Annotated in this window: 14 protein-coding genes and 3 tRNA genes; 10 read left to right on the top strand and 7 right to left on the bottom strand. The window is 49.2% G+C overall.

Annotation, left to right across the window (positions count from 1 at the left end):
• Positions 1 to 13: 13 nt before the first annotated feature.
• The 4 genes from WKR14_RS12025 to WKR14_RS12010 form a co-directional block, all read right to left on the bottom strand.
• A complete protein-coding gene (locus WKR14_RS12025; RefSeq protein ID WP_208137087.1) occupies positions 14 to 1,078 on the bottom strand; it encodes a PLP-dependent cysteine synthase family protein in 1,065 nt (354 codons plus the stop codon).
• A 179-nt stretch (positions 1,079 to 1,257) separates the two neighbouring features.
• A tRNA-Tyr gene (locus WKR14_RS12020) sits at positions 1,258 to 1,342 on the bottom strand.
• Between the two features lie 32 nt (positions 1,343 to 1,374).
• Positions 1,375 to 1,459, bottom strand: a tRNA-Tyr gene (locus tag WKR14_RS12015).
• A 38-nt stretch (positions 1,460 to 1,497) separates the two neighbouring features.
• Positions 1,498 to 1,582, bottom strand: a tRNA-Tyr gene (locus WKR14_RS12010).
• A gap of 124 nt (positions 1,583 to 1,706) precedes the next feature.
• Here WKR14_RS12010 and WKR14_RS12005 point away from each other — a divergent pair.
• From WKR14_RS12005 to WKR14_RS11995, 3 genes are all read left to right on the top strand, one after another.
• The gene (locus tag WKR14_RS12005; protein ID WP_101056844.1) at positions 1,707 to 2,195 is read left to right on the top strand and encodes a VC2046/SO_2500 family protein; all 489 of its coding nucleotides are present in this window, start codon (positions 1,707 to 1,709) and stop codon (positions 2,193 to 2,195) included.
• A 69-nt stretch (positions 2,196 to 2,264) separates the two neighbouring features.
• Entirely contained in the window at positions 2,265 to 2,555 is a 291-nt protein-coding gene (locus WKR14_RS12000) for a DUF406 family protein (RefSeq protein WP_339086272.1), read from the top strand.
• A 204-nt stretch (positions 2,556 to 2,759) separates the two neighbouring features.
• Entirely contained in the window at positions 2,760 to 4,928 is a 2,169-nt protein-coding gene (locus WKR14_RS11995; protein ID WP_101056842.1) for a putative bifunctional diguanylate cyclase/phosphodiesterase, read from the top strand.
• Between the two features lie 63 nt (positions 4,929 to 4,991).
• Here the strand turns inward: WKR14_RS11995 and WKR14_RS11990 are convergent, their stop codons facing one another.
• The gene (locus WKR14_RS11990) at positions 4,992 to 5,471 is read right to left on the bottom strand and encodes a YchJ family protein (protein ID WP_339086270.1); all 480 of its coding nucleotides are present in this window, start codon (positions 5,469 to 5,471) and stop codon (positions 4,992 to 4,994) included.
• A 523-nt stretch (positions 5,472 to 5,994) separates the two neighbouring features.
• Here WKR14_RS11990 and WKR14_RS11985 point away from each other — a divergent pair.
• The 6 genes from WKR14_RS11985 to corA all read left to right on the top strand — a co-directional run bounded on the left by WKR14_RS11985 (position 5,995) and on the right by corA (position 10,350).
• Positions 5,995 to 6,570, top strand: a complete 576-nt coding sequence (locus tag WKR14_RS11985) for a YceI family protein (protein WP_101056841.1) — start codon at positions 5,995 to 5,997, stop codon at positions 6,568 to 6,570.
• Positions 6,571 to 6,713: 143 nt separating this feature from the next.
• Complete coding sequence (locus WKR14_RS11980; protein ID WP_101056840.1) at positions 6,714 to 7,067, top strand: DUF3802 family protein; 354 nt, start codon at positions 6,714 to 6,716, stop codon at positions 7,065 to 7,067.
• 21 nt (positions 7,068 to 7,088) lie between these two features.
• Complete coding sequence (locus tag WKR14_RS11975; protein WP_101056839.1) at positions 7,089 to 7,454, top strand: STAS/SEC14 domain-containing protein; 366 nt, start codon at positions 7,089 to 7,091, stop codon at positions 7,452 to 7,454.
• A gap of 83 nt (positions 7,455 to 7,537) precedes the next feature.
• Positions 7,538 to 8,419 (top strand): RimK/LysX family protein, encoded by an 882-nt coding sequence (locus WKR14_RS11970; protein ID WP_101056838.1) that lies wholly within the window; start codon positions 7,538 to 7,540, stop codon positions 8,417 to 8,419.
• A gap of 518 nt (positions 8,420 to 8,937) precedes the next feature.
• Complete coding sequence (locus WKR14_RS11965) at positions 8,938 to 9,303, top strand: hypothetical protein (RefSeq protein WP_101056837.1); 366 nt, start codon at positions 8,938 to 8,940, stop codon at positions 9,301 to 9,303.
• Between the two features lie 99 nt (positions 9,304 to 9,402).
• Positions 9,403 to 10,350, top strand: coding sequence for a magnesium/cobalt transporter CorA (gene corA / locus WKR14_RS11960; protein WP_339086266.1), 948 nt, complete (start codon positions 9,403 to 9,405; stop codon positions 10,348 to 10,350).
• Between the two features lie 27 nt (positions 10,351 to 10,377).
• On the opposite strand, the gene WKR14_RS11955 is transcribed toward corA, so the two are convergent.
• Together WKR14_RS11955 and WKR14_RS11950 are read right to left on the bottom strand one after the other, a co-directional pair.
• Entirely contained in the window at positions 10,378 to 10,689 is a 312-nt protein-coding gene (locus tag WKR14_RS11955; RefSeq protein WP_101056835.1) for a DUF3135 domain-containing protein, read from the bottom strand.
• Positions 10,690 to 10,826: 137 nt separating this feature from the next.
• On the bottom strand, positions 10,827 to 12,086 hold the full coding sequence (locus tag WKR14_RS11950; protein ID WP_101056834.1) for an HD-GYP domain-containing protein: 1,260 nt from the start codon (positions 12,084 to 12,086) through the stop codon (positions 10,827 to 10,829).
• A gap of 114 nt (positions 12,087 to 12,200) precedes the next feature.
• Between WKR14_RS11950 and WKR14_RS11945 the strand changes: the two genes are divergently transcribed.
• On the top strand, positions 12,201 to 12,899 hold the full coding sequence (locus tag WKR14_RS11945) for a 2OG-Fe(II) oxygenase (protein ID WP_165565189.1): 699 nt from the start codon (positions 12,201 to 12,203) through the stop codon (positions 12,897 to 12,899).
• The last annotated feature ends 1 nt before the right edge of the window (position 12,900 follow it).

The following is a 12,900-nucleotide window of genomic DNA, read 5'->3' as shown; positions in this document are numbered from 1 at the left end:
CTGAAGCGCGTTGTTAGCAGCAGAGCTCACCCGTGGTTTCAAACAGTTTCAGTTTGTTTTGATACTGGCTGATATCCCCTATGTTGGCGGCTATCCACTCGGGGTTGTAATAAGTGTCCAGATAGCGCTCACCGGGATCGCAGATCAGGGTCACTATTGAGCCCTGGCGGTTGTCGCGTTTCATTTCGGCCGCCAGTATCAGGGCACCATAGAGGTTGGTGCCGGTTGAGGCCCCGGTCTTGCGGCCGATGATCTGTTCCAGCCAATGGATTGTCGCCACAGAGGCAGCATCGGGGATCTTCAACATGGAGTCGACAACCCCCGGGATAAAGGAGGGCTCAACTCTGGGGCGGCCTATACCTTCAATCTTACTGCCTTGCTCACAGGTGATGGCCGCATCTCTTTGTTGAAAATAGTCATAGAACACTGAGTTATCCGGGTCGACCACACACAGCTTGGTGCAAAGCCGTTGATAGCGGATATAGCGGCCAATGGTGGCCGAAGTGCCGCCGGTACCCGGGCTCATCACAATCCACTCGGGAATAGGGAAGGGCTCGCGCTGCATCTGATCGAAAATGGCATTGGCAATATTATTGTTGCCGCGCCAGTCGGTGGCCCGCTCGGCATAGGTGAACTGATCCATATAATGGCCATTCAGCTCCCGCGCCAGCCGTTCAGACTCGGCGTAGATTTCGCTGGAGTGATTGACAAAGTGACAACGGCCGCCGTAAAACTCTATCTGCTGTATCTTCTTGCGGGCGGTGGACGCTGGCATAACGGCAATAAAGGGTAGCCCCAATAGGCGGGCAAAGTAGGCCTCGGAGACAGCTGTGCTGCCGGATGAGGACTCTATGACAGGAGTATCCTGTTTGATCCAGCCGTTACACAAGGCGTACAGAAACAGTGATCTTGCCAAACGGTGCTTGAGGCTTCCGGTAGGATGGGTGCTTTCATCTTTAAGATAGATATCCACTCCGGCGACCGCCGGCAGTTCCAGTTTAATCAAATGCGTGTCGGCACTGCGCTGAAAATCGGCTTCGATTTTGGCAATTGCTTCGTTTACCCAGAGATCGGCCATTGTTGTTGTTCTTTCTTATAACAGGATGGTCTTAATCATAACCAAAGGTAATGACAATGGATAGCGAAAACTCAGGCGCATTTAGGCACAGATACAGGTTAGGTTATTGATTACTGTGGAGTTGATTAGTATAGGCGTAGATAAAACGCTTTGAGGTTTTACTAAAGAATAAAAAGAAATGGTGGAGGGAGAAGGATTCGAACCTTCGAAGGCGGAGCCGTCAGATTTACAGTCTGATCCCTTTGGCCACTCGGGAACCCCTCCACATATTTGGAGCCAGACATTGGAGTGAAAGATGGTGGAGGGAGAAGGATTCGAACCTTCGAAGGCGGAGCCGTCAGATTTACAGTCTGATCCCTTTGGCCACTCGGGAACCCCTCCACGATTTCACTTTCGTGTCTTTTTAAATTGTAGGCAAATGGTGGAGGGAGAAGGATTCGAACCTTCGAAGGCGGAGCCGTCAGATTTACAGTCTGATCCCTTTGGCCACTCGGGAACCCCTCCTCAATTGCGGCCGCCATAGTAGTCAGAAACCTTTTTCATGTAAAGCCCGATTTTAAAAAAAGGGCTAAAGTTCCTGATCATTTGGTCGATTAACTAACAACGAGTTGTTTGTTGATGTTTTTTTATGCGTACTGATGTTTCCTTAATCAATGAACTGCAATTGGGCGAACGGCTTAATCTGGCTGTTGAGTCCCATCGCCGGGGTGAGTTTGCCCTGCTTTTGGCGTTGCTGTCTCAGGATGTGCGCGATTGGCCTCAGTTTCACCTGCACGACGATATTGCACAGGATGCTGTCCTGCGGCAGCAATTTGACTTGCCTGAGCCTCAACCTTTGCTTGGGGACTTGAGTCAGGAACCTTCCCCGGTAGACAACAGTTATCATTTTCTCAGTGACGGTGAACGTAGCTTTCAGTTGGCCCAGGCCCTGGTGCCCGAACCTTTGGTTATTCGGGGGAAGAGAGACAGCGGGATGCAGGAAGCACTGAATAATTGTGATTGGCACACAAGACTACGTACTGATGGCACCTTAAACCAGCCCAAGGCGGTATTGATGGAGTTTGTTGATCAACTGTCGGAACAACGCAAACTGGCCGGTTTATATCAAACGGCGTGAGTCTTGCCTCAGTCCAGGTGTCGTCCATGGCTTATACTGATGGGTGACTCTCAGTATCGGAGACAAGAGATGAAGAGTATTGAACAGGCTCAGGCCGCCAATGTGCAGGACACTTGTGCCGAATGTGGCAGCTATGTGGATATAGGGACAGTCGTCGAAGAAGGAGACACCTTGCTTTCGTTGACTTTTCAAGGTAAGTCGGCAATGGTTGATGCCGAGGCGCTCAAGCAATTGGCCCAAGGCCGCTTCGCTGATGTCAAGGCAGAACTCAGTAGTTCAGAGCAGACAGTGACCTTGGCGCTGACTTTTTCCTGCAGTGCCGAGAAAATGATTTTTCAGTTGGAAAACGCTTTGGCATAAGCTGCACCATTTAGCCAAATGGTCAGTAGAGTTCTGGTTGTTAAACCAAAGCTGCAAAGCAAGACACAACAAGGTAAATGTAAGAAAGTATGAGTTATCTTGCTGGGTATTATGTAAAAGTGTAATCTCGCGCAGAGATATGATGGCAGGCCCGCGCATTCGGCGCGGGTTTCTTTGAGCCCGAAAGGGAACCTGAGGATATGTGTGAAGCGACGTAGGTATCAGCGATTGCTGGAGTTGTTGACCAACTCGGTTGCCAAGCAGCAGGGCGATTTCGCCAAGACGGCTGAACTGGCTACAGAACTTCTGTGTCAATATCTCGATGTGCAACACGCCAGTGTCTGGTCCTGGTCCAGGGATCAGCATGTGCAGTTTGAAGTTGCCCGCTTTGGCTCGGGAAAGCCTCTTAAAACGCCGCGTCCACTACACCTCAATCAAATTCCATCTTATATCGACCAACTTAAGCAAAAACGCCATATTGACGCCAATGATGCGGTGGCTGATTGGCGTATGAGCGAGCTTGCCGAGGTTTATTTTAGCGTCAACGGTATTGCCAGTGCCCTGGATATCGCTATCAGGATCAATGGACATATTGAAGGTGTTTTGAGCTTGGAGCGAACCTCTGCCGGGCATCACTGGAGTGATTTGGAGATCCATTTGGCCTCGCAAGTGGCTGACCAACTTGCGCTGACTTTGGCGACCCACGACGCCTACCGCAAAGACGAGTTGCTGACTCTGTTTCAGTCGGCCGCAGAACAATCGGCCCAAGTCAGTATGCTGATCAATCTGCACACAGAAGCGATTGAATATATCAACAGCGCCCATGAACAGATCACAGGTATCCCAAAAGAGAAAATGCTGGGCGCCAGTCTAAAGCAGTTGTCTTTTTTTAAACAGCAACCCAAACAGGCTGAAATGACCCTGGCCAAGGTGTTGCGTGGCGAAGCAGCGACGGGTGAAGTGATGCTCAATCGGGAGTCTGGCCAGGAATATTGGCTCAGATACCATGCCAGTCAATTTATTACCCAGCGCGGTAACCATTATGTCTTGGTCTCCAGTGAAGATTGTACCGAGCAGCATAATTATCAGGCCGAACTTGAACGCTTGGCCTGGCGTTGCAGCCTGACCGGACTATACAACCGTACCCATTTCAATCGTTTGCTCGATAGAACCTATAGCGGGCAGTTGCTGCTGGTCGATTTGATTGGTTTTAAACGCTTCAATGATACCTATGGACATGAACAGGGTGATGCCCTGCTGATTGAAGTTGCCCGCCGTCTGAAACATTTTGCTTCTCTTTATGCCGACTGCAGTATTGCCAGGGTGGGCAGCGATGAATTTGCATTGTTGCTTGATGATAGCGGCGATATCGATGTTTGTTGTCATCGCCTCTATCAACAACTGCGTAACCCTATCAATATTGGCCGTGAGCAAGTGGATCCCAAGCCGGCACTGGCGGCGGTGGACATTGCCGAAGTCGCCGAGTTGGTAGCGCCGCTGACTTGCGCCGATATTGCGCTGCAATACGCCAAGAAGAAGCAGGGTACGGCAATCCAGTTTTTCAACAGCGCGTTGCTCAAGGCGTTCAAGGATGATGCCCAGATAGAAAGAGATCTGCATGCCGCCATTCGGGGCAGACAGTTTGAACTTTATTATCAGCCGCTTAAAGATTTGCAAAGCTGCAGTTACATAGGTGCAGAAGCGCTGATCCGCTGGCACCATCCCAAGCGGGGAGTGCTGTATCCAGGCGCCTTTATCGATATTGCCGAACAGTCTGGGCTTATCAATGCCATAGGTACCTGGGTACTGGAGGCCGCCTGTCGCCAGCTGAATTTGTGGCAGCATCACAATATCAATATCGCTATGCATGTGAACGTGTCGGCGCGGCAGTTTTTCGGCAGTAATCTTTATGAACAGGTTTGGCAGTTGCTCAATCGTTACCGCTTGAAACCCGGCACGCTTATTTTGGAGATCACCGAAACCGAGTTGATGGAAGATATACGCTATGCCACCAATTTATGCCAGGAACTGGCTGACTTGGGGGTAGGGCTTGCTATTGATGATTTCGGTACGGGTTACAGTTCAATGCGCTATTTGAAACAGTTTCCCATCAGCAAGCTCAAGATAGACAGGTCTTTTATCTCGGATCTCAGTATTAGCCGCGAGAGCCGCGAAATCGTCAGCGCAATTATTGCCATGGCCAAGGCGCTGAATATCTCCCTGACAGCAGAAGGGGTTGAAACCGCCGAGCAGGAACGCTTCCTTACTTCATGCATGTGTCATCAGGCCCAGGGATTCCTGTACAGCCCGGCGCTCAGAGAGGCCGAATTCAGTGCTTTTTTGCAACAGAGTCAACCTGCATTGCTGCATTGATTAACCAGTTTAAGCTCTCTTGGTTCCACACTTGATTTCGGCCCAAGTTAAATCCGGCCTAAGTTAAATCCGTTTCAGGCAGCAGTGTTTGAACTTGTTGCCGCTATTGCAAATGCAAGGGTCATTGCGTTTGGGATAGCTGACCGCAAACTGCTTACCCTCGGTGTAAAACCAGCAGCCGTCCTCAAATATAAACTCAGATTGTTCAAATATGGTGTCTAACTGGCCATCCGCCAGATACCAGGCCTTGAAAGTGACTCTGGCCTGGTTTTGCCCAGCTGTCAAAGGTTCCCGCTCGACAATTTGTAGGCCCAACCATTGGGTCTTTGGCATCTGGGCCAGGGTTTGTGCGCTCAGTCCCTGGCGATAATCCCGGTGATGGGTGTCGATAAGATAATCAAACTCTGCTTTAACAAAGGCGGCATAGCGGGAGCGCATCAATTGCTCTGGTGTGGCGGCGCTGTGCTGCTTGGTGTGAAGCAGCTGACAACATTCACTATAAGGGAGCTTGGAGTTGCAGGGGCAAAGGAGGTTCGTTGTCATCGAGGTTTTTAGCTTCAATTGAGGGCCGGTTAAACGGCCTGGGTTTGCATTGTCGGAGATCATAGCGCTTTGAGGCCTGGCTTGCATTGAAACAATCAATTTATTCGGGTGAATTTCGCAGTTTTCCGCAAGTGCCGACAGGAGCGCAGCAACTTTATTTGAAGGATAGGGTAAACGGGGGCCATATATCGATATTTGGGGCTCGAATGGCTTGCAGAAGTGCGCCTGGGTGAATGAACGTACAGGCTACTTCAGGATAAAACGACAGTCATTTGGGTTAAAAAATAGCGAACCTGTTTTATTGAATTGAACAATATGCTTTAGTAATGATTAATCTAGGGAAGGTGCGAGTAAGTTCTCGTGGCACTATTGCTGTGAAAGCCCCGAAGGGCGTAGCGTACAGGTTTGTAAGTCAACGCTGAGCACACATGGAACTTGTTTGCACCTTCCCCTGGCAAAGGGTCTGTTTTTAACCATCTTAAATCCAGGCTCAGTTCACTTTATGCCCTACAAGGAAAAGAATATGCAGAAATGGATCCCTTTATTGGCGCTTGGCGCCTTCAGTAACCTGGCACTGGCGGCTGACTGGCAGTTGGATAATGCCGATTCCAAGGTTAGTTTTATATCGGTTAAAAAAGGTGACATTGCCGAGGTACATGAGTTTAACCAGCTAAGTGGCATGCTTGCCGATAATGGCGAATTCAAGCTGGAAATTCCGTTAAACGGGGTTAATACCGGCATAGAAATACGGGATAAACGGATGCAAACCATGTTGTTTGAAGTGGCTAATTTCCCGACCCTTACGCTGACTGCTCAAGTACCCGCTGAGTTGGTGGAAAAGCTCAAGCCGGGTGAGTTGTTGAGTACTGAGATAGATGGCGTATTGTCACTGCATGGTAAGACCCAGAACAAACGTTTTGATGTGGTTGTGGCCAGGCTTGGGCCGTCGAGCCTTTTGGTCACTTCACAGAAAGCCGTCATAGTGAACGCCGAAGAGTTTGGTTTGACCGATGGGGTTGAAAAATTACGTGAAATTGCCGGTCTATCCAGCATCAGTAAGGCTGTTCCTGTTTCTTTTGTTCTAAGATTAAACAAGTAACGAACGACAGCTTGATTTGAGGCAAGACTCAAGGTGGAATTTGTTTCATAATGTGACTTTCCGGTCGCGGCTTGATAGGCAATTAGACCGGAGAGTGTGCCCCTTATATGGGTTGGCCTGAGACGTTGCACGCGGGAAGAAAGATGGTTACAGACAAAGACGGCTATATGCACCTCATTCAATTCCTGACTGAACACCTTGGATTGTTTGAGACCCCAGAAGGGGGATCTTTGAGCGACAGCAGCGTTATGGAGGAGTTCGAAGAGCAGCTGTCGGCACAGATTATTATGGTCTGTGGCCAAAACCCACAACTGTCTTTCGTCCAACGCAACACAGTTATCCGTGAAATCGATGCCATAGTGTATGATCTGGAAGAGATCTTGGCCAAGGTGGCCAACCATAAGGCTACGGCAAAACAAACCTTATTTATTAGTGAGTTTGCCGGTTTGATCAAGAATCTGTTCGATCAGGAAATTGCCAAACTCCAGTCTCAATAATGCACAAACTGGAGGCTTAGGATGCTGACACTGCTTTCCGGGTTTGAAGGCAATACAGTAGCGGTTCGTGCCAGTGGTGTTGTCAGCAGTGAAGATTATGATGCTGTCTTGCTGCCGGCGCTAGAGTCCAAACTCAGAGAACATGTGCTCATTAAACTCTGGTATGAATACGGCGCTGACTTCGAGGGTATCTCTTTGCAGGCCGTGTGGGATGATGCCTGTTTTGGGCTGTTTCATTTGCAAGACTTTTCCCGTATAGCTGTTATTACTGACAGCTCTGTTATCGAAGGGATGGCGCAGACCTTGGCGTTGATGATCCCTTGCCCGGTAGTGGTGTTTTCCAAGGCGGAATTGCCCCAGGCTCGAGCCTGGCTCTCGGGAACCTGAAGCGTTAACATCTGTCTTATCTGTAAGTTCCGGTATTTCTGCCGGATTTTCATCTTGTTAGTTGAAATGAATGGAATAGTCCCATGCTTAAAAAACTTGGTCTTTGTTTTATGTTGCTTTCGACATCCGTGTTTGCCCAGGAAAAAATGGTTATAGGTCAGACTGAAATTATGACGGTCGCCGAAGCCGGCCTCAGTTTTGAGGCCCGAATCGATACCGGGGCTGCCAATACTTCTATGCATGCGGTCGATCTCAAGGTCATAGGCGGCAGTGCCAAAAAGATGCAGGATAATGTGGGTAAAATGCTCAGTTTTACCACAGAGAACGAACGTGGCGAGAAAAAACAGCTCAAGGCAAAAATTGTCAAGACATCTACCGTCAGCAACTCTCAAGGGCGGGAGACGCGCTACATGGTGGAGTTGAATGTCGCGTTTGGCAAACACAAGCGTAAAGTCAAGGTCAATCTCAGAGACCGCAGCCATATGGATTATAAACTGCTTATCGGCCGTAACTGGCTGGCTGATGACTTTCTGGTCGATGTGGCAGAGAAACGTATCATAGGGCCAGTCGCTGCTATCAGTGTGCGGGAATCCGGGCTGATTTTCCAAACCCGTATTGATACCGGCGCGGTAGAAAACTCGTTGCATGCCACGGATCTGAAAGTGGAGAATGGTGACGAGGATATGGAAAATAATATCGGCAAGCAGCTGAGTTTTACGACGGAAAATGAAAAGGGTGAAAAACAGCGGCTGCACGCGATGATCACTAATACCTCGTTGATTCGTAATGCTCAGGGCAGTGAAATCCGGTATATGGTGGAACTCAATATTGGTGAGCCGGGAAGGGAGTATCCGGTCAAGGTTAACCTTAAAGACAGAAGCAAGATGACCCACAAACTGTTGATTGGTCGAAACTGGCTGCAAGGTCACTACCTGGTAGATGTCAGCCTCAAAGAAAACGACTGATATGCGTTTTCAACCTTTAGCATTATTTGATGTTATTTAATGTCGATGCATAAGACAGATACCGAGAGATCGTAACGGCAGTTGTATCTGTAGTGCTTGCCTAAAAAGCCGTTGATTACTGATTCAGGTCATCAATGGGGCACAGCTACAGAAAGGGCGGTCGGCGGGAGCGTCTTCTTGCCGTCTTAGCTAGTACATCTTAGCCCCGTTTTTGAACAGAGATTGCTCTCGAACCTATCAAAAGTGTGCCTTTCCTCGAGTTACCAAGAGCCGTTTACAATATACCCAGCATTGCTTTGCATGTGCTGGCGTCAGGTATTAGTACTGTAAAGGCAGCTGAAGCTGATGGTGAATGGCGTCGAGACGATATGTAAGGTACGTCATAAAGTATTAATTCAAATACTTTAGGGTTTGGCAGGCAGCTTTATGATACAGCTAACTGTCAAGGATGTGCTTTTCCTTTATAATTAACAATTTGATGCTTTGATAGATTCTTGGTTAAGAATGAGGAGTTGAGCTTGCTGACCAAAATCCTGCTGACAGCCCTGGTGTTGGCACTGGCATGGGCCATGCTCAAACGAAGGTCAAGTCCTGAGGTAAGAAAGCAAGAGGTCGCCGAACCTTTGCCTTTATTCAAACGCTTTTTGGTTCCTGGAGCCGTGGGCGTTACCTTGATACTGGCCTGTGGCTTTTTTGCCTGGCAATGGTTTGACGGTTATCAGGTGGTTTCCGTGACCTTGGTTTCACCCAAGGAAGAACGACGGGAAGTCTATCAGGTGCGTAAGAAAGATATCTCGGCCAATGAACTGGTTACCGTGGATGGACTCAGGATCCGTCTCTCCACCGAGGAGCGTTTGATGATAGCCGAGAAAAGTGTCCCCTGACGCCACTGAGCGCTTTTCATTGATGGCTTATCAGGTAAACTAGGCACATTTTTTTGCCGGGCATTTCTTTCTACGGCATTGTTATCTTCAGGAGGACCCATGATTACTGCATACACCTATCAGGATCAGCAGCTTAAAATTATTGAGCTGACCATAGAAGACAGTCTTCCGGAACAAACTCTGTGGCTGGATCTCTACAAGCCGGATGACGATGAGCGGGATTGGTTGAGCCATTATTCGGTGGAAGATGTACCCGACGAAGAAGATATCAATGAGATTGAGGCTTCGGCACGTTTCTATCAAAACAAAGACGGCCTGCATATCAACTCTCTGTTTCCGCAGCGGGTTGGTCAGGATGTTCGTGGGGTTAACGTTTCATTCAACCTGCGTAGCCGGTTTTTGGTCACCATACGTGAAGAGGATGTTGGCCTTATTCGTTTGCTGCGCAACTATTTGCGTCTTGGGCGCATCATGGTGGCCACGCCTCAGGCACTGTTTATCGAGCTCTTTAACCTCAAGGTAGAGTACCTCTCTGACTTGATTGAAGATGTTTACACTGTGCTGGAAAACGTTGGTGAGCAGGTGTTTGAGAGTAATGAACTCGATGATGTGTTTAAGCTGATCACCTTGCAGGAAGATTCCAACGGTAAGATACGTTTGAGTCTGCTCGATACCCAGAGGTCTCTGCGTTACATACAGAAGTATTACCGTAAAGAATTGGCCGAAGATGAGCTCAAGGAAATTCGCGAGATGTTGTCGGACATTGAATCCCTGATGCCTCACAGTCAGTTTATCTTCGATAAACTCAACTTCTTGCTGGATGCGGCCATGGGTTTCAGTGGCTTGCAGCAAAACAAGATCATTAAGATTTTCTCGGTTGCGGCCGTGGTCTTTCTGCCGCCAACCCTGATCGCCAGTAGTTACGGGATGAACTTCAGAGAGATGCCTGAGCTTGAGTGGTACTTCGGCTACCCTATGGCGGTGGTGATGATGTTAGCCAGTGCGGCAGGCACTTACCTGTTTTTCCGCCGCAAAGGTTGGCTGTAAATCCGGTTAAGGGCTTTAGCACCTTGGTTACAGGGGCTTGCGCCTTAATGGTATCACCTGAGCCTTGTGATCTCTGTACTGGTCCGGGGCTTCCAACACGCTCGCTAACGCGGCGAACTTGTGGCGCATAATGCGGATGCTGACCAGGCATCTGTGATAGGGGTTATTGCAGCGTGCCAGACTCTGCTGCAGGTGGTGTTTAATGGTTCTGAGCTGGTCCTGGTTGGAATCGGAACTGTTGATTAACTCGTCACTCAAACGCTCCTGTAGCTTGTCCAATTCTTCCGGCTGGTTTTGAGCCAGCCACATCAAGGTGTCAAAATCCGGTAGTTCTGTCATTGCCGGCCTCCGCCTGTGAGGGGTGAGCCTGGTTTCAGGCTACCCAAATCCAGGTTGCAACAACAAGATTAGTTCAGTCTAACTATGATGGCGATAATGACTTTGGTTATATAGGCCAAAGGGGTAGGCTAAAGGGTTCAGCCTTTGCTTTCGCTGCCAAAGTAGTAGCTGACCCGTTCTCTGGGGTTGAGGTACTTGAAGATTTTCTCCGGCAGAGCCGCCGGTGGCAGGCAGCGCACGATAGAAAGTCCTTCGGCTTCCAGATCGATAATCGGCGCTTGATCTTTGGGCACCAGAGCGTCATATACCAGAATTCGCGGCAGCAGCAGCTTATCCAGGTTGACCGACATTACCAGCCCATATTGGCCGGAAGAAAGCTCAACCACGCTGCCGGGAGGATAGACCCCGAGCATCTTAATCATTTTGCCGACATATTCCTGATTCAGCTTTCCCTTGGAGTATTTATATAGATAGCCCAGAGCAGCATAAGGCGTCTTGGCCTTGGATTGCACTCCAGGGTGGCAAAGAGAGTCATATTGGTTCACCACAGCCACCAACTGGGAAGCTTGACTCAGTTCATCGGCTTTCAAGCCTTTGGGGAAACCACTGCCATCGAGCAGTTCATGGTGATGGGTGATAACGTCCCTGGCATTTTCCGGAAAGTCGGCGGCCAGCTTGATGAACTCAGCGCCCATTAACGGGTGTTGGTTCAGCAGGTTTTGCTCGGGTTTAGTCAAGGGAGCCTGCTTGCGCAGTATCTGGCTTGGCAGTTTGAGTTTACCTATGTCGTGGAATAGCGAACCCAGGCCCACGGCCTCAATATCTTCTCTGGGCCATTGCAGCTCTTTGGCTACCAACATGGCAAGAATGGCTACGTTGAGCGAGTGAAAATAGATGCCTTCGTCTTTATCCGAATCGGCCATCAGATGCAGAATAAGGTTGTCGGAGGACAACAGTTGCTCGGCTATGTCACGGACCAAGTCCTGCGCTTCGGTAACAGCATTGAGAGGGCGGCTGCGTAGTTTGTTAACCAGGTTGCGCATCCTTGCCAGTGAACGGTCGAAATGCTCCTCTGTCTTATGCAGCTCGCGGCGCATTTTCTTGAGAATTTCGATCCGTTGTTGTTTGTCGCTTTCCATCTGTTGTTGCAGAGAGTCGACTTCCTGTGGATTTTCTACCGGGTCAGGTTGTTGATCGGCAGGAAGCGGCGGAGTGTCACTGCGGTCCGGCACGACAAACACACTGTCAATGCCCAGCTTACGGATTAGCTCAATTTGCGCCTGTTGTTTGATACGGAAGCTACTGAAAAGAAAAGGATGATCTTTCCATGCCAGAGGAAGACGGACGAAGTTACCCACTTGCAGTTGTTGGACACTGACTCTACAGCTCTTGTTCATTCAAATCATCTTTTTTAAGCAATCGAATCATTTTATCGCAAAGAGTACGCTTTACAATTAGTTAGCTCACATGTAAGCATGTTCGGATAAAAATATAAGTAAATCGAGATTTTTATGGACTTTATCGAAGTATATCCCAATGCCATCCCTGATGAGTTATGCGATCGTCTGATTGCCGCCTTTGAAGCTCATCCTGGTGTTACCGAGGGCCGTACAGGCCATGGTGTCGACAAGGAAAAGAAAATTAGCCGCGATCTTACCTTGGATCAGTACCCAGAGTTGCAGCCACTGCGGAATGAGCTGCTCGGCCACACACTAAAGCATGCCGGACGATACTTTGATAAGTACGCAATGGCGTTGATGGGAGCCGTTGCCGTGCAAGTGGCAGATGAGTCCGGCCATGCAGTAACCCTGACACCGGATAACTATGCTCGTTTGGGAGCGCCCAGAGCGGAGGCGCTGGTACAATACCTTTATCGTAGTGGTACCATCAATCTGCAAAGGTATCAGCGCGATATAGGGGGATATCCCCATTGGCATTCAGAGCAGTTTCCCCAGGCCGGTCACAACGACGCCTTGCACAGAGTGGTGCTTTATATGTTCTATCTCAATGATGTGGCCGAAGGCGGGGAGACGGAATTCTTCTATCAGCAGCGTAAAATTGCGCCGAAGAAGGGCACCATGGTGATAGCGCCCGCGGGATTTACCCATAGTCACAGGGGCAATCGTCCCAAGAGTGATGACAAGTATATTGCCACTTCTTGGATCATGTTTAATCGCGCCGAGCAGCTTTATGGGCCAACCCGGCGCTGAG

This window comes from Shewanella chilikensis (assembly GCF_037953065.1).
In the GTDB taxonomy this organism is placed as follows: Bacteria; Pseudomonadota; Gammaproteobacteria; order Enterobacterales; family Shewanellaceae; genus Shewanella; species Shewanella chilikensis.
This window is presented reverse-complemented; position numbering and strand designations above follow the sequence as displayed.